Source organism: Paenibacillus xylanexedens (assembly GCF_007676705.1).
In the GTDB taxonomy this organism is placed as follows: Bacteria; Bacillota; Bacilli; order Paenibacillales; family Paenibacillaceae; genus Paenibacillus; species Paenibacillus xylanexedens_C.
Map to the genome: position 1 here is coordinate 183,457 of NZ_VEBF01000002.1, position 24,226 is coordinate 207,682.

The following is a 24,226-nucleotide window of genomic DNA, read 5'->3' on the forward strand; positions in this document are numbered from 1 at the left end:
ATAACACAAAGGTTTTATAGAATGATGGTGTAAAGCTTATATAGCAAATAATTGATATAACAAGAAAGCAGGAGGAGCTAATGAATCTTTTGGACACCGCTGGTTTACCAAGGCTGGATAAGCTTAAGGACGCTTACAGACTAATTGTTAATGATAAACCATTTATATCGCTTGCTGGAGAAGTTCACAATTCAAGTGCATCAAGTCTTGAGTATATGGATAAGAATGTCTGGGAACGTCTGGTTTACTTTAACTGTAACACTGCTGTGGTTCCTGTTAGCTGGGAACTCATTGAACCGGAAGAAGGTATTTTTGATTTCACGCTTGTACATGGTTTGATTGAAGGAGCACGGAAACATAACTTGAAACTAGTATTGATTTGGTTCGGAATGTGGAAGAATTCCCATTCGACCTATGTTCCTGCTTGGGTCAAGCGCGACACTCTCCGCTTTCCACGGGTTCAGTCCGCAAGTGGAAAAAAATTACCAATCATATCTTGTCATTCTGAAGAGGCACTGCAGGCGGATAGTAAAGCATTTGCTGAATTAATGCGCTACGTTCGTCAGGTTGATAGTGTTGAACAGACAGTTATTATGGTTCAAGTGGAGAATGAAGTCGGGTTCCTTGGTACGGCACGTGACTACTCATCCCAAGCAGACAAATTATTTAAAGCAAATGTACCTATTGAGTTGATTCAGTATCTCAAAGATCACTCTGAAGAATTAAGTCCATTTATTAAAAAGCATTGGAAAAGGGAGAGTGCAGATCTTCTTGGGTGGACACAAATTTTTGGATCAGCAGCTGAGGAAATTTTTACAGCCTGGCATATGTCCCGTTTTATTGATCAGGTTGTTGAATCAGGGAAAGAAGAATATCCTCTTCCAATGTTCGTTAATGTGTGGTTGAAGCAATATGAAGAACAAGAACCAGGGCAGTACCCTACGGGGGGGCCAAACCAAAACGTAATCGATGTATGGAAAGCAGGTGGCCCACATGTTGATATCATCGCACCGGACATCTATCTGAACGAATTTGCACAAATTTGTGAAATCTATAACCGTCCTGATAATCCACTATTTATACCTGAAACACGTCGAGATAGCGTTACTGTTGCCAATGTTTTTTATGCAATTGGAGAGCATCAGGCATTAGGTTATACGCCTTTTGGCATTGAGACAATGGATAACGGGGTTGATCCATGGAGCGCAGGTTTTTTGCCACCCAATCATTTCATGGTCATGGAAAGCGCGGGAGTGGGGCCTCTGTTGTCAAAAGCTTATGATTTGCTGCATCACATGACACCGGTGATTACACAATATTACGGAACCAAACAAATGCGGGGCATTCTGCAGGACAAAGCCTATCCATCAGCTATTCGCCTTGGGGAGTATCGTCTTCAATTACGCTTTAAAAATGGTTTGCACAGTGAAGCTCCACCAGCTGGTGGTTTAATTATTGCAGTTTCTGATCATGAATTCCTTATTGCGGGGCACGGATTCACTGTAGAATTTACATCTTTAGAACCTCGAAAGACAGCGGATTTTATTTCTATCGATGAAGGTTGGTATCACGAAGGGAACTGGGTACCCGGAAGAAGACTTAACGGGGATGAATATCGCGTTTCTTTAGGCAACGAACCTCAGGTATTAAAAGTATCCTTATACACGCATTAAATTAGTAACGGCGCGCTTCAACAGGCGCGCTTTATAAGATTTTTTAAGGAGAGGTCGAAATGAACACAAAAGCGTTGGCTGATAACATCGTTGAACAAGTTGGTGGGGAAAGTAACATAGTTAGTTTATCCCACTGTGCCACTCGTCTTCGCTTCCGATTAATAGATGAGAAAAATACCAATAAAGAAGAAATCAAAAAAATGCAAGGCATTTTGAGTGTTGTTGAAAGTGGTGGTGAGTTCCAAGTTGTGGTTGGTAACCATGTTGAGGAAGTCTATAAGGAGATTATCTCAAATACGTCAATCAACCGAAGCAGCCAAGAATCTACTGAAAAGACAAAAACGAGACCATTAGATGGTGTTTTTAATCTGATTTCGGGAACGTTCACTCCGTTACTGCCGGCAATTGTGGGTTCCGGTATGTTGAAAGCGCTTGTTATCATTCTGACCAATCTGGGTTGGCTAACGGATAAAGATGGTGCCTATTCTATTTTGAGTGCTGCTGGAAACGCTATCTTTTACTTCTTACCTATTCTTATTGCTGTATCCTTAGCAGTTAAACTGAAAGCCAATCCATATGTTTCTGCCGTTATCGGAGCAGCATTGATGGAACCGAATTTCACGGCATTAAGTCAGGCGGGAAACCAGAGCGACTTTTTTGGGATTCCAGTCATGCTTGTGACATATTCCTCGCAGGTTTTTCCAGCCTTTATTTCCATTATTGTCTTCTCTTATGTTGAACGCTGGTTGAAGAAGGTTATTCACAAAAATTTGAGCTTGTTTTTGGTTCCAATGCTTTCGATTGGCATTTTAGTTCCAGTTACCGCACTTGTTTTTGGACCGTTTGGTGTTTATGTAGGTAATGGTATCGCCTGGCTTATCAACTTCTTGATGGACACAAGCGGATGGTTGAGCGGAGCCGTCATCGGTGCCGGCTTTACCTTTATAGTTGTCCTAGGATTGCATTGGGCACTGTTCCCGATCGTAATGGCAAACTTCGCAGCAAATGGTTACGATACGATTTTCGCGATGTCTGCTGCAGCAAATATGGCACAAATCGGACTTGCCATTGGAGTTTATTTGAAATCCAAAAATCGTGAACTGAAACAAGCAGCAGGACCAGCTGCACTTTCCGGTATTTTAGCTGGCGTTACGGAGCCAATTGTTTACGGTATTATTCTTCGTTACAAGCGAACTATTCCATATATTATTATTGCTGGTGCAGTAGGCGGAGCAATTAATGGATTCCTTGGAGCCAGAATAAACGGTTCCGTGCTTACCAACATTTTCTCTTTGTCCGTGTTTTCTCCAACCATTCCAGTCATCATTTCGTTTCTGATTACTATAATTTTGGCAGCTGTCCTTGTATTGGCTTTCGGTTATGAGAGCAAGGAAAATCATTCGGAGAACGATAATACTCTTCCCGAGACGAAAACAGAAGAGCAAATCGTTAGTCCGATAAAAGGCGATTTGGTGCCTTTATCAGAAGTGCCTGATGAGGCATTTGCAACTGAAGCAATGGGTAAAGGGATTGCCATTCAACCAACCGAAGGGAAATTATACTCACCGGTTAAAGGTGTGGTCAGCCGGCTGTTTCCTACGCTTCACGCAGTTATAATCACAACCGAATCCGGGGCTGAATTGCTGATTCACGTAGGTTTGAATACGGTCAAATTAAAAGGGCAGTATTTTAAAGCAGCTGTGCAGGAACAAGCGGAAGTACAACCTGGTGACTTATTGTTGGATTTTGATATTAATGCTATTGAAGAAGCTGGTTATTCGGTTGTGACTCCTATTGTGATTACGAATTCATTTGACTTTAGCGAAATTAACCTCTTAAAAGAAGACGGGCATACCGACAAAGGAACTCCTGTACTTCACATCCGCCGTTAGAGATTTTCTAAAGTAGGCTTGATGAAGTAATAAGAGTTAGCCGATCATAGGTAAACATAATTCTATTCGTTGAAAGAATATGCAGTTTAGAAAGCTTGCCTATTTGTAAACGTGCTGTGACCTTGTCGGTATCCAAACAACATAGTAGAGGAGTTATTGTATTGCGATTTACCAATCCAGTTATCCCAGGTTTTTACCCTGATCCGAGTATTTGTAGAGCAGGAGAAGATTACTATTTGGTAACCAGCTCTTTTCATTATTTCCCGGCTGTCCCCATCTTTCACAGCCGGGATTTAGTTCACTGGAAACAAATTGGACATTGCCTAGACCGAGACAGTCAAGTGGATTTATCCCAAGTACCAAGTTCATTAGGAATATTTGCGCCTACTTTGCGATACATTAACGGCTACTTTTATATGATTACCACGAACGTAAAAGCAAAAAGTGGCACATTCGGAGAGAATTTTTTCGTTCGAGCTACTCATCCGTCAGGTCCTTGGTCAGATCCTATCCGATTAGATTGGCCTGGAATTGATCCTTCACTCTATTGTCACACAGACGGAAGAGTTTATATTACGGGAACCAGTGACTTCTTATATGAAGAAGTAGGCATATATCAGGCAGAAATCAATCTGGACAGCGGGAAGTTGCTGACACCTCGTCGTTTGGTTTGGAAAGGGACTGGAGGAATGTCTCCAGAAGGGCCGCACTTATATGGCATTCACGGACAATATTACTTAATGATCTCTGAAGGTGGAACGGAGTACGGCCACATGGTGACGATTGCCCGTAGTCAAAACCCTTTCGGCCCTTTCGAGTCCAATCCGGATAACCCTATTCTAAGTCATCGTAGTATGGATAGCGCGATACAAGCAACCGGACATGCTGATCTTGTGCAGTTTCATGATGGAAGCTGGTGGGCAGTGTGTCTAGGAATACGATCAGTGTCCAGAAAGCATAACTTGGGGCGCGAGACTTTTCTTGCCCCTGTTTCATGGTCGAAGGATGGATGGCCAGTAATAGGATCCAATGGCCAAATTGGTATACAAATGACCGGACCCTCTTTCAATACAGATCAGCTATCCCAAACGCCAGAGTATTGTGATAATTTTCTTGATCACAAGCTCGATGATACTTGGAATTTTCTTCGTAACCCATATCAAACAGACTGGTCGCTTTCAGAACGACCTGGTTGGGTGACACTTCATGGCTCTCCAATAACGCTCAATGATTGCGCTTCTCCCGCGTTTATTGGACGCAGACAACAACATATGGAGTGTACGGTTTCTTCTATACTGGAATTTGAACCAGTCCAAGAAGGCGAAGAAGCGGGGATGACGGTATTTATGGATGAACGATTCCACTATGAGATTGCTCTAACCTTAATAGAGGGAAGGAAAACGGTATTCCTTCGTAAAAGGGTAGGGTCATTGTCCGTTATAGAGGGTCAAACTGAATATCAAGGGACGACAATTAAACTCGAGATAGAAGCTGATACTCAATGGTACACTTTTTCGTTTTATGATCTGCATGGTGAAACAATTAGACTTGGACGTGGAGAACGCGGGCTGCTTTCCAGTGAAGTAGCGGGTGGATTTACAGGAGTATACTTCGGATTATATGCGACTGGAAACGGCAGGTCATCTACAAGCCCAGCATATTTTAATTTATTTAACTATAGCATTTATAACAGGGAGGTATAAAATATGTGTCTTTATTTTCCGAAAGGATTTTTGTGGGGAGGTGCGGTGTCCGCCAATCAGGTGGAGGGAGCTTACCAGGAAGACGGTAAAGGCTGGTCTATTCAGGATGTAATGCCAAATGGAATCAAAGGCAAGCCAACGAATACACCTACCGAAGATAACATGAAATTAATTGGAATCGACTTCTACCATCGTTATAAGGATGACATCAAGCTGTTTGCCGAAATGGGGTTTAAAGTATTCCGTACATCGATCGCCTGGTCACGGATATTTCCGAAAGGGGATGAATTGGAGCCGAATGAAGCGGGGCTCAAATTCTACGACGACTTGTTTGATGAGTGCCTTAAATATGGTATTGAGCCGCTCGTGACAATCTCTCATTACGAGACACCATTGCACTTGGCAAGAGAATATGATGGCTGGGTGAATAGGAAGCTTGTGGGTTTTTATGAGCGTTATGTGAGATCGATTTTTACCCGTTATAAGGATAAGGTGAGATACTGGCTGACCTTTAATGAGATCAATTCTATTCTGGAATTCCCTTTCATGAGTGGTGGAATCAACACACCTAAAGAGAAACTGTCCAAGAAGGACTTATATCAGGCAATTCATCATGAACTGGTAGCTAGTGCCTCCGCTGTAAAAATTGGACATGACATTAATCCGGATTTCCAAATCGGCTGTATGGTGCTGAGTATGCCGATCTATCCGCTCACGCCGCATCCTGATGACGTTATTGAAACGATGAAAAAAGATCATGACAATACTTTTTTTGCTGATGTTCATGTCCGTGGATCTTATCCGGGATATATGAAGCGCTACTTTAAAGAGGAAAAGATCGAGATTCACTTTGAGCCGGGCGATGAAGAGATTTTGAAGAATACCGTCGATTTTATTTCCTTCAGCTATTATTCAAGTATTTGCGAAACCGCTGATCCCGCGAAAAAACATGGGGGGGAAGGTAATCTTCTTACCGGAATACCGAATCCTTATCTCAACTCCAGCGATTGGGGCTGGCAGATCGATCCGCAAGGCTTGCGTTATACACTTAACATGCTGTATGACCGCTATCAAAAGCCTCTCTTTATCGTAGAAAACGGACTTGGCGCCGTCGATCAGTTGGTCGTTAATGAGCAGGGCGAGAAGTTAGTAGAAGACAACTACCGGATTGACTACTTGAAAGAGCATCTGATCCAGGTTGCGGAGGCAATTGAAGACGGAGTAGAACTGATCGGATATACGACTTGGGGTTGCATCGACCTGGTAAGTGCATCAACAGCTCAACTCAAAAAACGTTACGGCTTCATCTATGTCGACCGCAACGACGACGGTTCAGGTACCTTGGAACGATACCGGAAAAAATCTTTTCATTGGTACAAAGAAGTTATTGCTAGTAATGGACAAAGCTTGTTTATCCAAAAGTGAATAAATGTGAACGCCCCTTAGAAATAAGGGGTGTATTTGAAGTCTCGATGGTCTTCGAAAAACCTTTAACGCTGATTTGAATATAAGTATGGAGAGACGAATCCCGATAGGGAGGAATTTGCGGAGGAAGTCTTCAAACTTGTAGTATTAGATGGCAAGCTTGAAGAAGGTATTGTTACTATTTCTGGTGATATTGACCTTAAAGAGGTTAAAACTTGTAAAGAAATTTTAAATGAACTAGTGGAAGATATAAAAGCCAAGTTCTTGTCCTCAAACATAACTAAAGAGGTCACAAATAAATACAGGAATAGGGTTCTTGGGACATATAAATTTCTTTAAACTAACGGGAAACGTTAGCTTAATGAACAAAGAAGATGACAATAGGGATCGTTGCAGAGATGCTAACGATCCTTTTTTTGTATACCTTTTAGGACAGTATCGAATGGAAAAATTATATTAGACTGATGACCTCATTAAGCTAACGGGCAGGATAGTTTAAAAAGAGACTTTACATGTCTAGTACCTCACTATACAATGTACTTAATTATAAAATGCTGAGGGGTACTTCATGGAAATTGACAAAGAGTTATTGAAGGGCCACATAGACACCATACTACTCAGCCTTCTGAGGGAAAAGCCGGTGTATGGGTATGAGTTAGCAAGGTCCGCTTTAGACCGTAGCGGAGGCGCATTTAAGCTAAAAGAAGCAACACTTTATTTATCTCTTAAACGGTTGGAAAAGAATGAATTGGTTATATCGTTCTGGGGGGATTCAGATAGTGGCGGTGGCAGAAGGAAGTATTATGAGTTAACAGAGGCAGGGAGACTGCGCTTGAAAGAAAAAAAGGCTGAATGGTTTTTTTTAAGAACGATAATAAATCAATTTATGGAGGGAATTGAAGAATGAGTGAAAAGTCTCTGGAGCCCAAGAATCAAAAGCTTATTCTTAAGTATATAAATAGACTGTGTAAGAAAATGAATGAGTCTCCCCAAGAAGTTGAAGAATTTCGTGAAGAGATGATTAACAACCTTACGAGTAGCGTGAAATATTGGGAGTCTAAAGGCTTAGGTGAATCTGAAGCAGTTAGTAAGGCTTTAGACAGCTTTGGTGAACCGCAAGAAATTGAAACAGAGTTGAAAACACTTTACAGAATTAAGAAGGTTTTTTCAGGTAATATAATAATAAGTCCATCGCTATGTTACTTTCCGGGATTACTATTTTGGGGTGTTTTTTCTACTGGAATGAAGTCCATATTTATGATGTTGCAGACGAAGCTTTTGAAATTGTACATCAGAGGGTAGGAACATCCGAAAATCCAATTAGTGACACAATGATTAAAGAGTTGGAGCAGTACATTAATAAAAGTACAAGCATTACAGGAGTTGTGCTACGTATACAAGAGGATAGGGGCGCCGCTCCTCAAGATTATCCTGTTCACCATAAGTATCCAGAAAATCTAAAGTTAGATAAACTTAATAACATTCCTAACACTGAATACATCTTTACATACATTGTTACTAATGGAGCCAATATTCTTATCCCAAACACGAACAAAGCAATAAGTATTTACCTGGGCATACATTTGTTCAATGATACGACATTCATGATAGGTGTTACCTTGTTGTTTGGGTATTGGATATTATTCGCAGTTTGGGCAAGTATGAACATTTACTATAAGGGTCATGGTAGAGCGTTATGGGTAGTACTGTTTCTGCTACTAAATGCCATTGGATACGTTCTTTACTTATTAGGAGTAAAATTAATCGGTGGTTGGAGAGTAAATTGGAAGCATAAGCTAACATAAAAAAGGAGCTGATATATTGTTTATTAAGCTAACGGGAAACGTTAGTTAAAACATTAAGGAGCAGTTTTCCGGTTGGCGGCTGCTCCTTTATTAAGCCTAAAAGGCAGTGAAGGGAAGACTCGGCAAAGTAGGGTTAGGCGATAAGCTCAGACAATAAATCCTGATACTTCAGAGTCGCATAAAAATGATACATATGTACAAAATACGAGTTTTGTGAAACAGTACTAATGTTTTTAAAAGGCTGCACATGTACCCAAAGTTAACACATACACAAGTCCAGCCACAACAACTCGCATTAGCATCGTACCAATTTTTGGCGGTTCGTGTGTATCGTATTGGCGGATTCGAATTCCACATATACGTTTTCCGATGGTTCGACCATACCAGTAAACTGGTAATAAAATTGAGTATAACGCACTAAGTAGTCTGGCAATCGGCTCATCCGCATCAAAGTTACCCGTAAGCACACCTGCAATAATTACTAATGGAATTGAAATAATAAGACTATCCAACACACTTGCTGCTAATCTAATCCAAAAACCTGCTTTATACAAAATGCTTTCCTCCAAACTACAATTTTAAACTAAACGGCTAAATTACTTCATGAACTCCCTTCATAAAATATCTAACTTTATGTATACAACTCAGATAGTATAACAGAAAATTTCACCTATTTTACGATATAACTTCTTTTCACTCGCACCCTTTGTGAATTTTATAACAAACTCTCGAATTATCTTAACCGTTGTTGTTCATGTTTACATACATACTCTACTTAATCCCTTTTTATTAATTTGGCTTCTGCCTCAATCATTCAACACAATAATAATTATGTAAACAAAAAGGCTACTCAACTTTTGTTAAGTAACCTTCTGTTCATTCTGCATCTGCCCTCTTCGCCACACCTTATTATCCACGATGGCATAGACTAAACCGGCGACTGCAAAGATCCAGACGCAAGTCATTCGGTTAAGATGATATCCATTTACGAAATAAGGACTGTACATGAGATCAAAAACCCACAGCCCTCCCCATCCAAAACCTACATATTTCCGCAACAGCCATGAGATCGGGCTTAGAATAACAACATAAAAAGCGAGTAAATAGTGACCGAATCCCAGGATGAGCGACAATATATATATCAGTCCCCCTAGATTACGTAAGCCGTAATACTCTGTCGTTGTAATTTGGTATCCTTCAATCCTTTCAAGAACGAGGAATGCCGTTACACTTATTCCGATAAACATAAGTCCTAATACCATGTACCGTTGAACCGCGTTCACCAACATTAGATCACCCCAATGTCTAAACGCAGCCAGAACCGCTTAAGTTACATGATTTCGAACAATTACACATTTACACATAGCCGGCCTTTAAGGTTCTGTTAGCGGTAATTTATAGTGAATGCTCTAATCCAACTACTTTTGTCCTTCCAAAATCATCGTACCCAGACGGTCCATAAGCTCCATTCTTCCCATGGCTGTGTAGGAATAGTTGTAGTTATCGACATTGGAAATTTTGTAGATCTTGCCATTCTTCACGGCGTTCATGTTATTCCACACCTTGCTGTCTACCATCTTATTCTCACTATTCTCCATCAACAGCAAACGATCCGGATTAACGGTAACTAGAGCCTCCAGGGCGATCTCTTTGCCTCCCCAGCCCTCTGGATCAGGGATACCTTCTGTGCGCTTCAGACCCCATTCACCGTACAACATCTCGGCTGCACCTTTATTCGAATAGATGACCAGATTGTTTGGATATGTTTCGATCACGGAAAATGATTCACCATTTACAGCCGAAGCCAGTTTTTGTTTCCACTCTGCAGATTTCGCATCATATTGGGCCAAGTAGTCATCTTTCTTGCTTTCTTCTTCAAACGTATCTGCCAGGAATGTCAATCTTTCTCTCCAATCATAGTATGAGTAAGGCAATGCAATCGTAGGCGCAATTTTAGATAAGGTTTCATACTGATCCGTGTTAAAATCCTTACCCAGAATAATCAGGTCCGGATTAGCCCCCGCTATAGCTTCAATGCTGAACGGGAAACCATACCAGCCCAAATTAACGGTATCTGCACTCAGTTGATCCTTAATGGTTGGCGTGATCTTCTCCGGATTACCATAGTCAGCGCTCATCGTCGCTACAGGCGTTTTACCAAGGATCAATAGCTCTTCTGTCGAGCCGGATAGATCGACAATGCGCTCCGGGCTAAGGGGAATTGTAATCTCTTCTCCATTTGGATTGGTAATCACTTTGGTCGTTGCTTTTACCGCTCCCTCGGCGGGGCTGTTCACTTCGCTGGTCGTCTGGGTTGTTCCACAGGCCGCCAAGGTGAGCATACAGCACAGTGCAATCCATACAGGAATTCGTTTAAGCATGGTTGTCATTCTCCTTTTATATCAGTTCATTTAGCCATATTAGGTTTATTTACTTCTGTTACTTCAGTTCTTTATCTATCTCATCGGCCACATTATCCGTTAACTTTTACCTGCCAGCCTTCCGCATCCTGTTGTAATTGCCACAGACGAGCGTAGATGCCCGAGTAACCTAGCAATTGCGCATGCGTTCCCTGTTCTACGAGATGACCTTGGTCCAATACAATAATCTGATCGGCATTTTGAATGGTTTTTAACCGGTGTGCAATCAAAATGACCGTCTTGTCGGCCACAAGCTCATTAATCGCTTGCTGCACCGCGGCTTCGTTCTCCGGATCAAGTGAAGCGGTGGCTTCGTCAAGCAATACGATGGATGCATTTTTCAACAAGGCACGTGCAATGGAAATACGCTGTTTCTCCCCACCAGATAACGTCGATCCACCCTCGCCAACAAGCGTATCGTATCCCTGAGGCAGACTGGAGATAAACGCATGACAACAAGCTCTCCGTGCTGCCTCCTCAATCTCGAATTGCGTAGCGTCTTTCTTTCCTACACGAATGTTGTTACCGATTGTATCCTGGAACAGATACACGTCCTGGAAGACCACAGAGATATCCTGCAACAGCTTCTCGGGGTCCATCTGATCAACGGGTCTGCCGCCAATGCGAATGGTTCCTTGCTGTACATCCCAGAAGCGGGCAATGAGACGTGTGACTGTACTCTTACCACTACCGGATGGGCCAACCAGAGCAGTAATGGTGTGCGGCTCAATTGTAAACGACAAGTCTTTCAACACCGGCTGCTGGTCATCATATCCAAAGGTCACCTGGTCGAACGAAATGGCTTGATTAGGCTGTATAGCTCCCTTTCCTGCCATCGGTGCTTCCTGCTGCACATCCATAATGCGCCTTGCACTATATGCGGAGTACCGCATCTCCCCATAACTCATCAGTACAACCGTTAACGGTTCAAATACCTTCGTGCCTACCAGCAAAAACAACAGAAATACCGGTAAGGACAACTCACCGCCTGCAAGCAAATAACTGCCCACTAGAATCATCCACGTCATCCCCGATCGTGCAAGCAACATTGCCCCCATGATCATCGGTCCCATGATGCCTTCCAACCGAATGGAAGCTGATTTCAATTCGTCAAATGAACGACGCAGCCGTTCAAAACGTTTGCCCCCCATGTTGTGGGCCTTAATCTCGCGAATACCGCTCAGATATTCCTGCAGCCGACTAGCGGCTTCGTTTTTGGCTCGAACATGGTTCTCACTCAGTCGTGCCTGAATGGAATCCGTAAGCCATAACAGAGCCACACCTAAGGGAACCGCAATAAACATAGCTACGGCCATTCTCCAATCCACCAACAGAAGTCCGACAAAAGCAAGCACCGGAAGCACAATCGCGCTGATTAGCTGTGACAGATTGTGAGAGATCGTGTGCTCAACCTGGCCATAATCACTTAGAATCAGGTTCGTCAGATCCCCAGGATCACGTTTTCCGAAAAATCCTAGCGACAGATGGCGAATATGTTCCGCTAATTTCAACCGTCCTGAGGCCGCAAGGCTGTATGCTGCCCGATAGGTCTTGTCATAGAGTGAAGCGTAAGCCGCATATTCCACCAGAAGCCAGGCAAACAGGATGCAGCAGACAATCCACATACGATTAATATCCAGTCCTTTGTCCGGTTCAGCGAAAGATTTATAGATCGTATTGAATATGTCCACAAGCAGCGCCGCAGGAATGATCTTCGCAATCCCGTCCAGAATCGCTGCCATCACCGACGGGAGCAGACTACGAGGGTTACCGCCAGAAATATTGTATAGATAATTCTTCACCGCACTGCACCTCCAAGCTTCCATGAAGCTGCACTGATATGGGCCTGCCACATGTGCTCATAGACTCCGCCCAATGCACGCAATTGATCATGTGTCCCACGCTCGGCAATCGTCCCTTGCCGGATGACGAGAATCTGCTCTGCTGCACGGATCGTTGTTAGACGATGAGCAATAATCAGTACCGTTTTGCCTTGAACCAATTGGGCCAATCCTTGCTGGATCTTGTGCTCATTCTCTGCATCCGCGTAAGCTGTCGCCTCATCCAGGACCAGAATGGGAGCATTTTTGAGCAACGCCCGTGCAATTGCGATTCGCTGTGCTTCACCGCCGGACAGGTATGTGCCGCCTTCTCCAATTTTGGTGTCATAACCGGCATCCATTTTCTCTATAAACTCATGACAACAGGCAGTTCGAGCCGCAGCTATAACGTCCTGTCGTGAGGCCGATGTGTTGCCCATCCGAATATTTTCTTCAATCGTGTCGTAGAACAGATGTACATCCTGGAATACAAAGGACACCGTATCCATCAGCTTCTCCGTCCCCATCTCCTGAATCGGAATCCCGCCAATCGTAATCTCACCTTCCTGCACATCCCAGAAACGAAGCAATAGATTCGCAATGGTTGACTTCCCCCCACCCGAAGGTCCGACAAGTGCGGTCATCTCTCCTGCGTTGGCTACAAAATCAATCTGTTCAAGTACCGGTTTATACGCTTCGCTCTCCTTGTGTTCATAAGCAAAAGATACCTGACGAAAAGCAACCTCATATGTATCGGGAACTTTGGGCAACTCAGGTTCATGTACAACTGGCTCGGCAAACACCGATTCAATCCGTTTCTGTCCTTCCACAATCTCTCGCATCCCACTACCCAGATACATTAACTTCAATAACGGAGCAGATAGACTCGGGGTAATGATCAGAAACAGAATAAACGTGATCGCAAACGACTGATTGCCCGCATTTCCACTCGCCAGCAGAATACCCACCGGAACAATGAAGGTAAATAACGAGATCATGATCACAAAAAACAGCCCGTAAGATGTTTTACACAAATCTGTTATTCTCAATGAAATATCCCGATAACGCGTCACCGCCTGTTTGAACGTCAGAAACGAATCGGCTGTAATCCCAAATACTTTCACCGCAGGCATACCCCTTACGTATTCAACACCCGTCGCATTCATCTCTTCAATGGCAAGCTGAAAATCACGATAAGCCTGACGGCCTCGTTCGCTGCGGAAGAGACGACTTTGCAGCCAGAAACCGATCCCAATCGGAACCAACAGTGCTAGCGCCATGCGATAATCGAGCCAGAACAGATATCCCAGCAGCATCAGCGGAATGACGATCGCACTCACCAGATCCGGCAACTGATGGGCGATAAACTTCTCAATTTTCTCCACACTGACTTCGATGATCTTCTTCAGCTCACCGGTTGCCGTCCGAGTGTGATAGCCCATGGGTACTTTGGCAACATGTTCAGCAAGTCTCACTCTGAGCTGGTACAAAATGTTGAACGCAGCGATGTGTGAGCACATCCCCCCGATATAGAGCGCAATTAACCCTGCGATCAGTGCTACGAACGCGACGATCCCCCAATAGATCAACAGATCTCTGTCCATGGCAGAGGGTTGCCCCGCATGAGTTAGCAGTTCCTCGACGATCTTGTACACCCCGATAAAAGGAACAATCTGCAACAGACTCGACAGGGTCGAGAAGATACTTGCTATAAGCAGCAGACCTTTGCGCTCCCTCGTTACTTGCATTAGTCCGGACACTTCAGACGTGTTGTTCATCTCACCCCTCCTGATATTAATAATCATTCTCAATATAGCGCAGTGCTATATACGCACATTAATATCTCACAGGGCCCCCGGCTACCGCTACCCCAATCCGGAGCAAAAACACCTCAATACGGATTATAGTGAAAGTTACGAGAAGGTTTGATTAAAATAAGTGGAGGGTGTCCTACCGTATTTGCGTTTGAATTGAGCGGAAAAGTGACTCGTTTTATTGAAACCAACCGTTAATGCCGCTGTTGTCACATTCATCTGTCTGGTCTCCAGCAGGTAATAGGCTGCCTCTAGCCTTTGCTCAATAACATACGCATGTACAGGTAGGCCGAACAATTGCTTAAATCCTTTTTTCAGCTTGAATTCATTCAAACACACTTGTCTGGAGAGCTCTTCAAGGCTTGGCGGATGTGCCAGATTCGCATCGAGAATGTGCTTCGCCTGTTGCAAACTGGTCAGATCCGTCCGGGACAAGCCACTATGATTCGCAGGAAACGCTCGTTCCAGAACACATTCACTGAAGTATACCGCGAGCAATTCGAGTGCTTTTCCGTTTAAATACAGCTGTTTCAGTTCTCCCGAATACGGGCATTGTGTCATTTCATTAACCATTCGAATCATCGCTGGTGTCATCTTCGCATTATAGAAACCTCCCCCACTTCCGGAGATGGCTGTCATGAGTTGCTGTATGGGAAGATGCTGCATGATCCCACTTTGAGCTGCCTGATCCAGCTTCAACGTGAATCCCTTGAAATGCTGCTGTAGAGCAAATTCACACGTACTGCTCGTAGATCGGCTGCCATATGCAGAACTCTCCTGGGTATGTACATGGAATTCCCCCAGCTTGCCATCAATGTTCCACGAAATGCTCTCACCAATGCAGAAGCTTAACTTGATACAGTCATCCTGCTCCAAGCTGCTCAATGCGGTGGGTCGATGGAATATCGCATCACTATACACGAGTTCCATGGAAGGATGAATTCGATTCAGCTGCCAGTAGCCCTGACCAATCTCTTCAGGAATATGAATGATACGCTCGGCAGAGCTGCTTTGGTAAAATGTATTTAATCTCGCTGCCAATGCACAGCGCTGATCTTCTTTATTTTGAATCGCGTACCATGTCTCTGAACCATTGGATTGCATGTGACTTCCCCTCTCGTTGCCTGTTGTTCAGCTAATTATATAAGAAAGAAGCCATATTGGACATATGGCCTCATACGCTGAATCTGGTGAATAGTGAAAAGACACTCACTCATGGAAAGCTTTCCAGAATGAACCTTCTGTATTAATAATGTCCTTGATCTGCACAAAAGGAATCGTAAAGGTTGGAAATCCTGCCGCATAGGGAGCGATATCATATGGATTGAAGTAGAGATGCAGAGCATCCGCTGTAACAAAAAACGGCTGATCTGCACTGATACCCTTATAAGTGTCCGGAAACACATACGAGTATTGAGGATCATTTTTAATCTGATCCCCTACAATCTGGCTTAACACTTTTACATAGTCACTATTCGGCTTAAATAGATCCTTCAACTCATACAACTGACCATTCGTCAGATTAATGATCGCATAGATCATCGTAGGCATACCATGCGCTGCACCCGCCGGGTAGTTATAACCTGTAAGTTGAAGTTGCAGCAGTTGCTGCTGATAAAACGTAATATCAAAATCCCCTGTATACGTGTAATCCAGCTGCTGATCGGCAGGAATCGGCTTCACCTGCGAGAGTTGCTTCAATTTGGCGTTTAGCGCAAGTTGCTCCGCTTGGTTCGTCAATCCCTCCACCTGCGGATAATATACGAGGTAATCCCTGTTCGGTTTGTACTTCTCTTCGCGTACACGGTACGGTGGATGAAGCGGAACGATCGTATTTTGCCGCCAGATGATCTGTCCAGCCCGATTCACATACGATAAGCGCTGGTCTACATACGCCTTAATCAGATCTGGTGCCACGACTTCTAGCGTACCCGAACCTTCTACATGAGGATACCCTGAAGCAGGTCTTCCACTCAGATCCAGCAGATAAGTCTGTCTTCCATCTGATGCGGACGCGAGACCATTCTTGTAATTGCCCACATCACGATATACGAACTCAGTAAGTCTTCGACCACTAGTGTCAGCAATCGCGTACACAGAGCCAATATAAGGCTGCTCCGGATTAATTGCTTGCCCCAGCGCATAACGTTGCTCTCCTAGTTCGCGAATGTCATTGTAGGCGGGTTGAATGATGAATGAACCCTGCGTATTAATGACGCCGTAGGTGGACTTGTAATCCTCCGCTGTATTGACAATCGCTTGCCCGTCGTTAAAAGGAAATGCCGATGAAAACTTGGGCTGAATGCGAATATTCCCCCGCTCGTCGATATACCCATATTTGCCCGATGCCTCTTTTTGAAAAGCAAGCAGTCCATCGCCAAGCGGCCCCACATAGGCATATAGATATGTCGCAATCCGCTGCCCGTTCCGATTGATGAGCGCGTATTCATTATCCTTGATCTGCACAACCGCCTTGCCATCTTGAAAATCGCTCGCTGACGTAAACTGTGCCGGAATCACCTCATTGCCTGAGGCATCCAGATAACCATATAGACTCACCGAACCATCTGCCTGACCAGGATTAGAATCGTAAAATAACGCTCGGCCGTCGTTCATATTCGAGATATACGGGTATGCTCGTTTGGTCAGGACCGTACCTTGTTCATTAATCATCTTAAATCCTTGAGCATCGATCACCATCGCCCGTTCTTCGGAAAAGGGGTTGATGGAATCGTATACAGGTTGAACCACATATTGACCATTCAAATTAATAGCGCCGGCACGACCATCCTTGACCACAACAGCCAATCCATTTGGCTGAAACTCATGGGCGTCATCCAGAACCGGTTCAAGCCGAACATGTCCCTGTGCATCCATATAACCCCAGCGGGTGCCGCTTGTTGTTCGAACGGAGATCGGATATAACCATGTCGCTACCCGAGCATGGCTTATCGGGACCATCGCCTGCTTGATTTTCTTCTCCAACTCAAGGAGTACCTCTCTGGAAGGATAAGCTTCCGGGAAGCTGAGTGCTTTTTGAACTGAAGCGAGTGCTGCCGGGTACTGACCCGCATGATACTGAGCATCCGCAAGGTAATACCAGTAAAAGATATAATCAGGATAATGCTGGGTTAGTTGCTCGTAATATTGCACCACTTTTGGATAATAGGCTGCATATACGTCCGATGCAGGAACCCATTTCCCATTCTGCCATCGGATAATCTCCACGCGATAGGCTTCCCCTGTATCGTGAATCCACAGTGCAATTTCCACCTTGCCATCTCGGCCATGCGGACCGGGCATATCTATAATCTCTGCATAGCTATAGTATTGATCGTCAGGTGCCAGATCTTTGAGTCCAGATTCAGTCCACTCATATACGGCAAGCTTAGACCAGATCGCACCAATCCGCCACCCGATGATGAGATTATTCCTTGCCGTTGAAGTTACTGGGGCTGCAGTCATTAGAGTCACCCCGTACCCCAATCCCTTAATTAGAGCCATTTTGATCCATTGTCCTTGGTAGAATTTTAGAATAAGCAAGTATAGCTCACCATTCAACTGGTAGACAGTAGCAATCTCCGGCATACCATCACCGGTAAGGTCTGCCGCGTAGATCGCTGGATGTTTGACAGGCTTATCAATAGTGACGACCGTTGCACCAGCCGGAATATGTTGATTCACAATTTGTGTTAATAGCGGTTCGCTCATGGACATCTCAGTTTCCTCCCTTATGACCGCATTCGCCTAATGGTATGCGTCATAAATCGGGATATGTCATCAGAACAAATATAACTGATAACATTGGAATTCTCATCCTTGTTCTAAACGAATATCAAATGAAGATATTTTCGATCTATAAATGGATTAAACTTTAGAATGAGCAAAAAAGATTTGCAGCGACCTCTACGGCCTTCTGCAAATCTTCTTATATTTTATATACATCTTATCTAATAAATCTTATTGCTCTCATACACAATGGGTTCTTCCACTAACCCATGCTATGCCTCTTCTTGTACACTGAGCTGTACATATTGGGTGAGACGACAATACTGAAATAACAGCAGTTCTTCATCACCTTGACCAAGAGCCACGCTACGCCCTTCCTCGATAACGTGATTCAGCAATTCATGAAGGAAGCTCATCTGCAAACGTAAGGATTCCGCTGCGAGCTGCTCAAGTAACTCAATATCTCGGACCGTAAACTGGGATAACCCGCGCAGCAATAACTCTTCTGACCAGGCGTTGATCTTCTGCATGAACTGATTATATTCTTCCAAGTCTCCCCATCCTTCCATTGGCGATATCCAGTTTCAGACTGAGCATCGTTTGACCCTTCAGGAAACTAACCGGGCAGACCCGTTTGGGTTCCACACGAACAAAGGCATAAAAGTGTTCAAGCGATTGGGAACCATATCCTGACTCCAGTCTTTGGATCATCGTCTGCCAGTCCGTTGAATACGGGAGAGTGAGTGCCAATCGTTCTCCGTTAGAATTCTCGACTGTCAGGACAAGATCCTGCGTTTGTTTGACAAAACGATGATCCACGATGCGAGCAACTTTGATCATGGCCAGTCGTTCTATAGGAGCAGCAAACAAGTCAAACGACCGTGATTCCTCAAGAAGTATAGACGAGACATCTTGCATGTACTTGTTCATATTCAACGTTTCTACACCCGTTCGTGCCAATATCTCAAGCTTTGCACCTTCCCCGGAAGATATCCGTCGTTCTTCATTCACTTTCACCGAATGGAATTGAACTTCTTCCCCTGCGAACTGGCGAAAGGTCAGATGTGGCAACCACGGTGTGAATGCACCATAATGTTCTGTATACGAGAACTGCTGATCGTCATAATACACAGCACGCACATCGCTATACGTGTAGATTTCCTCATCATCAAAACAATAAAAGTAGTATGTGATTCCGCGGAACCCGGACCGTGTCTCCCACGCATCAGCCCCTAGTCCATATAGATGGAGTGAAGGAACAGCGAAATATTTACTGCGAAAACTGCCAATGAGCTGGCTCTGCTGAATGGCAGACACCTTTTTCTCTTCAAGAACCTGGAGCGCAAGATACAGCTTACTCACCCGACCCAGCATGGATTGCATGGAGAAACGTACATGTCTGTTAAAAAATAACTGTAGTTCTCCTTGAATCCCTCGTAAATTGCGTTCTATATCAGGCAGATTACCACTATGAGCTGCGATTGCCAAAGTCTCCAGTTGTGCCATATAGGACTGAGGAATACGGGCCAGTCCCGTCTTCAACAATCCTGCCAGCATAACGCGACATTCCTGCACCGTCTGAAGAGAGAACTTGGCTTCGTATACCCGTCCACTTAATGCATCCGTATCATCCAGGCCTTTTAGGTTCCGGTACCGTAATAAGGCTTCAAGCTTGGCCATTTTCCCAGCTGTCTGCTGCACCTTACATAGTGCTTTTGCAAGGTTCGGTTCCTCCGTAAAAGACACTTCGATATTCTGATTGGTCAGATGCACCGTAAGAAGTGAATCTTCAATGATTTTAATTTCTTCTGGGTACCTTAATCGGAACACGACTTCCTCAACCATGGAAGAACTATACGATTTAATTAACACTGTAAGATCAGACTCCGTCATCCAGCGAAAACGAGACTCGATCTCACGAGACACTGAATGCGGAACTTCGCTTGGATCGTCCACGTTTGATACTAAGTTTGACACTGAGTCTGTTACGGATACATCTTTCGGTACGTCCAACGGATCATTATCCGATATCCCTGAGTCCTTATCCAGCGCATGCTTCTCGTCCGCACTCATCGAATCCTCTGATGAATGTTCCCGTTGATCGTATAGTATGGCAATCAGTACATGCTTGCAGATATGGTCTGACGGACAGGAACAATCCCAATGATCCAGCGTATTTTTGAGCGTACAGTGTGTCCCGTCACTGAGCTGGCAACTCACGGATGATTCGTTCCATGTGTACGTTACACTCACACCGTTGTCCAACTCTTTCAAAGACCTTTTGTACAACCCCTTATTGGCATAACGAATCAGATAATCCTCTGTACACAGCTTCGAAAAACTTCGAAATCTCTCCTTAAATCCACTCACTTCATCAACGCCCCGTTGCTCTCAGAATGTCGTAGATCGTTTCACTGAACACCCGACCTGGAACGTTGCCCAGAGCAATGGATTTGTTGTCACCATAGTAATAATATTGCTTGTTACTCGGTTTGAAGAAATGCAGGGAGTCCAGTGTAATGTCATCCAATCCCTCGTAATACGTGATGCTCGTACCGCTGAATTGCAATTCTGCAACAAGATCTCCGTACTCTTTATAAAATTCATGATACCAGCCGCCATCTTGTGCCGGTCCTTTGATCCAACCGTATTTCTCCAGTGCTTTAGGGAATGCCGTTGGCGAGAAATCAGACTCGGGCAGACGATCATATTCGTTCTTCATTTTATCTTCGTCTTCAGGCTGATGAATCTCGCGATTCAGTTGTTCGAATGGCTGCTTGATCTCGTAATCCTCCAACTGCGTTGCCCAGCCTTCGAGTGTGGACTGATCCAGTTCCAGCGGGTGTACGAGTCCAACCTGCGTATCTGAAGGCAGATCAACCTCGTCTTCATCCACGGTATTGAATGTACCATCCTCCATATAACGGAACGTGCTGATCAGAACGCCATTCTCATACGTTCCCCAGATCAGACCGACAGCGAATTTTTGCATAATTACATTTTGTACAAACAGGGCTTTCCACTCATCGGCAGACCATAGACGTTGTTTGGACAATGACTCTTCCAGACGTTGTGCCTGAATGCTAACCATGGATTTGAGATCTTTTTTCAGTTGCGTGAAACGCGCCTTGGACTGGGCTGCCAATTCAGCATCATCTTTCTGTGCAGGAGCAGGCAGACTCTTCACGGATTTTCCCGTTTCTTCATTCAAGACAACGACTTGCAAGTCTCCATTCACCTTAATCAGGAAGGTACGCTCACCATAGCTAAGCTGCATGGTTCCTTTTTCATCAAAACCAAGCGTGGTGACCAGGCGATCTTCCAGTTGTTCCGAGGTAAGTCCCATATTATCCGCGGCAAGCTGCAACGCTTCTTCTGCTGCACCTTTCACCTGGCGGTTCTTCACGCCACGTTTGATCTTGTCAATCGCCATAAGAGCAGATGGGTCTTTCAGATAAGCGAGTACTTTCACAGCATCTGCTGCGATAGCCCCACGACTATTTTCCGTCCACTCCTTAATTTGCGGAGCCAATATATTAACAATCTGAATATCGCCAAAAAGTGCTGAAACATACATCACCCACTTTTCTTTCGCGGGGGCACCTTCTTGAATCCATACCTGGAGCAGTTCACTTGCAAAACGAGCAAGCGAGGCCTCACTTACGTAATCCCGTAATTCATTCAATCGTTCATTAGGACCAGAGGTATGATCCAACGATTGGACCAAAGCATACTGCTTAATCCGATCATCCAAAGGCTGATTGTCTTCAATACGTTTTAGGGAAGGAAGATCTTTCAAGGACAACCAGCTCAGTCTCGACAGCTTTTTGGCATCTGCCTGATCAGCGAGTGCAGCGTGGGCATACTCCGGACTTAGATCTGCGGTATCCAGCAGAATTTGGATCAGGCTCTTCCACTCGTCGGACTTCTCATCCTTCAAAAGATCACGGTACAGTTCCTTGCTGTTCTCGAGACTGCGGATAGCAGTCAGAGCCATCTCTTTGATACCCACCTTTTTCTCCGAGCGGTAAATGAGCGAGTATAACTCTTCATCAGGAATCCGGTTAAATTCAGCAAGCGCCACACCGTTGGCCTTCTTCGACGAATCCTGCAATCCGGCACGAATCGCTTCAGATAACTGTTTTTTGGGCAGTTCCTGACGCTGCTCAAAGGTGATTTCCAATACGAGAACACGAGTGTCCGTTGGAAGTTTTTTATACTGTTTCAGCGCATATTCAAGATTCTGCTGAATGATACGGCGATACTCATCCTTGGGCATTGAATTGTATCTATAATCCGTCATGCCGTTTAGTGAGATGAGACTGGTCAACAGTTTCTCATGCTGTACCTCAGGGTCTTGACCATAACGTTGAAGAAGCTTTTCACCACTAAATGCATAGGATCGATACATGTCTGAGACGATATCCATGGTCCAGTCAGGATAAGTAGCCATAACGACGAACCGGCGCATTGCCTCTGAATCCTCAGGAAGGAAGCTGATAGCAATTAAACTCTGAATACGTTTTTTGTCACGATTCAGGTTATTGAAGAGACCGCGGCTGTTTGGATCGTTCCAGTATTCCTCCAACGAAATTTTACCTTCCAGATACCGTGCGATAGCCAGACCACTGCGTCCACCATCCAATGGCTCTCTTAGTACAGCATAAACGGCTTCTTCAATCGTTCCTTCAGCTTCAGGAAGCTCGAGTCCACGATCCCCCATGATCTTGTGTATCATAAGCTTGAGATATGGGTTTTTGAGCAGCTTATATGCTCGTCTTGATCGATCAGGCTCACTTGCAACAGCTAACTGCAGGTTAGGCCACGATATAGTGTACATATTAAGTTCGTAATTCAGTAGCTCGATCAACTGGTATGGTTCATCGATCGGAAGAAGACCCGTAAACAGGTTGTCTACATTCTTGGCTCTGGAGTCCAAACTCAGTAGGTACATGCGCACTTCGAAAGGATAGATTTCATGCAATTGATTGATTACTTCCAGTAAAACTTGTCCCGTTTCCCCTTTGTTCTCAAGGAATCGTTCTTTGCCGCCATTGATATTAATCAAATATAATAACGAACTGCTTAGCAATATCATCGTTTGGTGAAACACATTTTGCGACAACTGATCCTTTTTATTTAATGATGTATTCGGATATTGCTCTGCAATCAGTTGATCCCGTTTTTGTTGAAGGAATTCGGGATCCAGATCACGAACAGACTGCATAGAACGGCTCTGGACAGAGCATACAACCAGTGGTTCTATAAGCTTATGTAACGTTGGACGAAGCTGTTCTGCATCGTCAACGAGTACAAGTTGAAGTACCTCGTGCAGGTTTTGACTGAGTAATTGTACTTGTTCAGCCTGTGGGTTCATGCCTTCCAATTTGGAATACAGGTTCAGAAGTAACAAAGCGTCAATAATTTCCCCCTGGTGGTTTCCATACCCATTTCCTTTTTTGGATTCAATAAAGGTCTTAACGAGACCTAGCCTGCTTTTTAATTCCTCCACGATTTCTTTCTCGCCGGCAAACTGACGAATTTTCTCCAAGCGGAACAGTAAATCACCCATTCGATCCCGGCTTTTGCTCTTTCCGCTTAATCCGTAAACTGCTGATTCAGGTCCGATACAGATCGTGAAACCATCTGTTCTCCACGAATTACGTCTGGAATACTGAGATTCCAGATGAATGACAATAGCTCCTGCCCGGAAAAATATATCTCCATCATCTTTCTTGGCAAGCTTCATAAGTGCTTCCGTCGTATAGTAGACATAATGAGTGGAATTACCCATCATTTCAGGAAACTTGTCCGTTGTTCCGAGGACATAATCAATGATTTCCTGACTCCGATCCGTTTTAAGCGAGTAATCGTTCGAGCACATTTCAGCAAATTTCTCCACTAAAGTCTCTATTCCACGGTCTGCGGTAAGCATTACACATTCC

17 protein-coding genes are annotated in these 24,226 nt (G+C 44.3%); 7 read left to right on the forward strand and 10 right to left on the reverse strand.

The window, feature by feature from the left end:
- Window positions 1-80 precede the first annotated feature (80 nt).
- The 7 genes from FS628_RS10760 to FS628_RS31985 all read left to right on the forward strand — a co-directional run bounded on the left by FS628_RS10760 (window position 81) and on the right by FS628_RS31985 (window position 8,498).
- The gene (locus FS628_RS10760; protein WP_145321776.1) at window positions 81-1,673 is read left to right on the forward strand and encodes a GH35 family beta-galactosidase; all 1,593 of its coding nucleotides are present in this window, start codon (window positions 81-83) and stop codon (window positions 1,671-1,673) included.
- A 59-nt stretch (window positions 1,674-1,732) separates the two neighbouring features.
- Entirely contained in the window at window positions 1,733-3,565 is a 1,833-nt protein-coding gene (locus FS628_RS10765) for a beta-glucoside-specific PTS transporter subunit IIABC (protein ID WP_145321778.1), read from the forward strand.
- Window positions 3,566-3,726: 161 nt separating this feature from the next.
- A complete protein-coding gene (locus FS628_RS10770; RefSeq protein ID WP_145321780.1) occupies window positions 3,727-5,268 on the forward strand; it encodes a glycoside hydrolase family 43 protein in 1,542 nt (513 codons plus the stop codon).
- A 3-nt stretch (window positions 5,269-5,271) separates the two neighbouring features.
- Window positions 5,272-6,693, forward strand: a complete 1,422-nt coding sequence (locus FS628_RS10775) for a glycoside hydrolase family 1 protein (RefSeq protein WP_145321782.1) — start codon at window positions 5,272-5,274, stop codon at window positions 6,691-6,693.
- A gap of 568 nt (window positions 6,694-7,261) precedes the next feature.
- Complete coding sequence (locus FS628_RS10780; RefSeq protein ID WP_145321784.1) at window positions 7,262-7,600, forward strand: PadR family transcriptional regulator; 339 nt, start codon at window positions 7,262-7,264, stop codon at window positions 7,598-7,600.
- Window positions 7,597-7,995, forward strand: coding sequence for a permease prefix domain 1-containing protein (locus FS628_RS10785; protein ID WP_145321786.1), 399 nt, complete (start codon window positions 7,597-7,599; stop codon window positions 7,993-7,995). Before FS628_RS10780 ends, FS628_RS10785 begins: the two co-directional genes overlap by 4 nt.
- Window positions 7,996-8,024: 29 nt before the next feature.
- Window positions 8,025-8,498, forward strand: coding sequence for a hypothetical protein (locus FS628_RS31985; RefSeq protein ID WP_222125225.1), 474 nt, complete (start codon window positions 8,025-8,027; stop codon window positions 8,496-8,498).
- Window positions 8,499-8,731: 233 nt separating this feature from the next.
- Here FS628_RS31985 and FS628_RS10790 read toward each other — a convergent pair whose 3' ends face one another.
- From FS628_RS10790 to FS628_RS10835, 10 genes are all read right to left on the reverse strand, one after another.
- Complete coding sequence (locus tag FS628_RS10790) at window positions 8,732-9,052, reverse strand: RDD family protein (RefSeq protein WP_260871004.1); 321 nt, start codon at window positions 9,050-9,052, stop codon at window positions 8,732-8,734.
- 306 nt (window positions 9,053-9,358) lie between these two features.
- Window positions 9,359-9,787: a hypothetical protein gene (locus tag FS628_RS10795; RefSeq protein ID WP_145321788.1), complete on the reverse strand. Its 429-nt coding sequence runs from the start codon at window positions 9,785-9,787 to the stop codon at window positions 9,359-9,361.
- A gap of 129 nt (window positions 9,788-9,916) precedes the next feature.
- Complete coding sequence (locus tag FS628_RS10800) at window positions 9,917-10,879, reverse strand: ABC transporter substrate-binding protein (RefSeq protein WP_260871005.1); 963 nt, start codon at window positions 10,877-10,879, stop codon at window positions 9,917-9,919.
- Between the two features lie 92 nt (window positions 10,880-10,971).
- The gene (locus FS628_RS10805; RefSeq protein WP_145321790.1) at window positions 10,972-12,720 is read right to left on the reverse strand and encodes an ABC transporter ATP-binding protein; all 1,749 of its coding nucleotides are present in this window, start codon (window positions 12,718-12,720) and stop codon (window positions 10,972-10,974) included.
- Window positions 12,717-14,516, reverse strand: coding sequence for an ABC transporter ATP-binding protein (locus FS628_RS10810; protein WP_145321792.1), 1,800 nt, complete (start codon window positions 14,514-14,516; stop codon window positions 12,717-12,719). The genes FS628_RS10805 and FS628_RS10810 overlap by 4 nt, the downstream gene beginning before the upstream one ends.
- A gap of 135 nt (window positions 14,517-14,651) precedes the next feature.
- The gene (locus FS628_RS32610) at window positions 14,652-15,656 is read right to left on the reverse strand and encodes a helix-turn-helix transcriptional regulator (RefSeq protein WP_260871006.1); all 1,005 of its coding nucleotides are present in this window, start codon (window positions 15,654-15,656) and stop codon (window positions 14,652-14,654) included.
- A 105-nt stretch (window positions 15,657-15,761) separates the two neighbouring features.
- Window positions 15,762-18,269: a WG repeat-containing protein gene (locus tag FS628_RS10820; protein WP_145321794.1), complete on the reverse strand. Its 2,508-nt coding sequence runs from the start codon at window positions 18,267-18,269 to the stop codon at window positions 15,762-15,764.
- A 284-nt stretch (window positions 18,270-18,553) separates the two neighbouring features.
- Complete coding sequence (locus FS628_RS10825) at window positions 18,554-18,832, reverse strand: hypothetical protein (protein ID WP_145321796.1); 279 nt, start codon at window positions 18,830-18,832, stop codon at window positions 18,554-18,556.
- Window positions 18,819-20,651 carry a hypothetical protein gene (locus FS628_RS10830; protein WP_145321798.1) on the reverse strand — a complete coding sequence of 611 codons (1,833 nt, stop codon included), beginning with the start codon at window positions 20,649-20,651 and terminating at the stop codon, window positions 18,819-18,821. The genes FS628_RS10825 and FS628_RS10830 overlap by 14 nt, the downstream gene beginning before the upstream one ends.
- A 4-nt stretch (window positions 20,652-20,655) precedes the next feature.
- Window positions 20,656-24,216 carry a DUF4132 domain-containing protein gene (locus FS628_RS10835; protein ID WP_145321800.1) on the reverse strand — a complete coding sequence of 1,187 codons (3,561 nt, stop codon included), beginning with the start codon at window positions 24,214-24,216 and terminating at the stop codon, window positions 20,656-20,658.
- Window positions 24,217-24,226 lie beyond the last annotated feature (10 nt).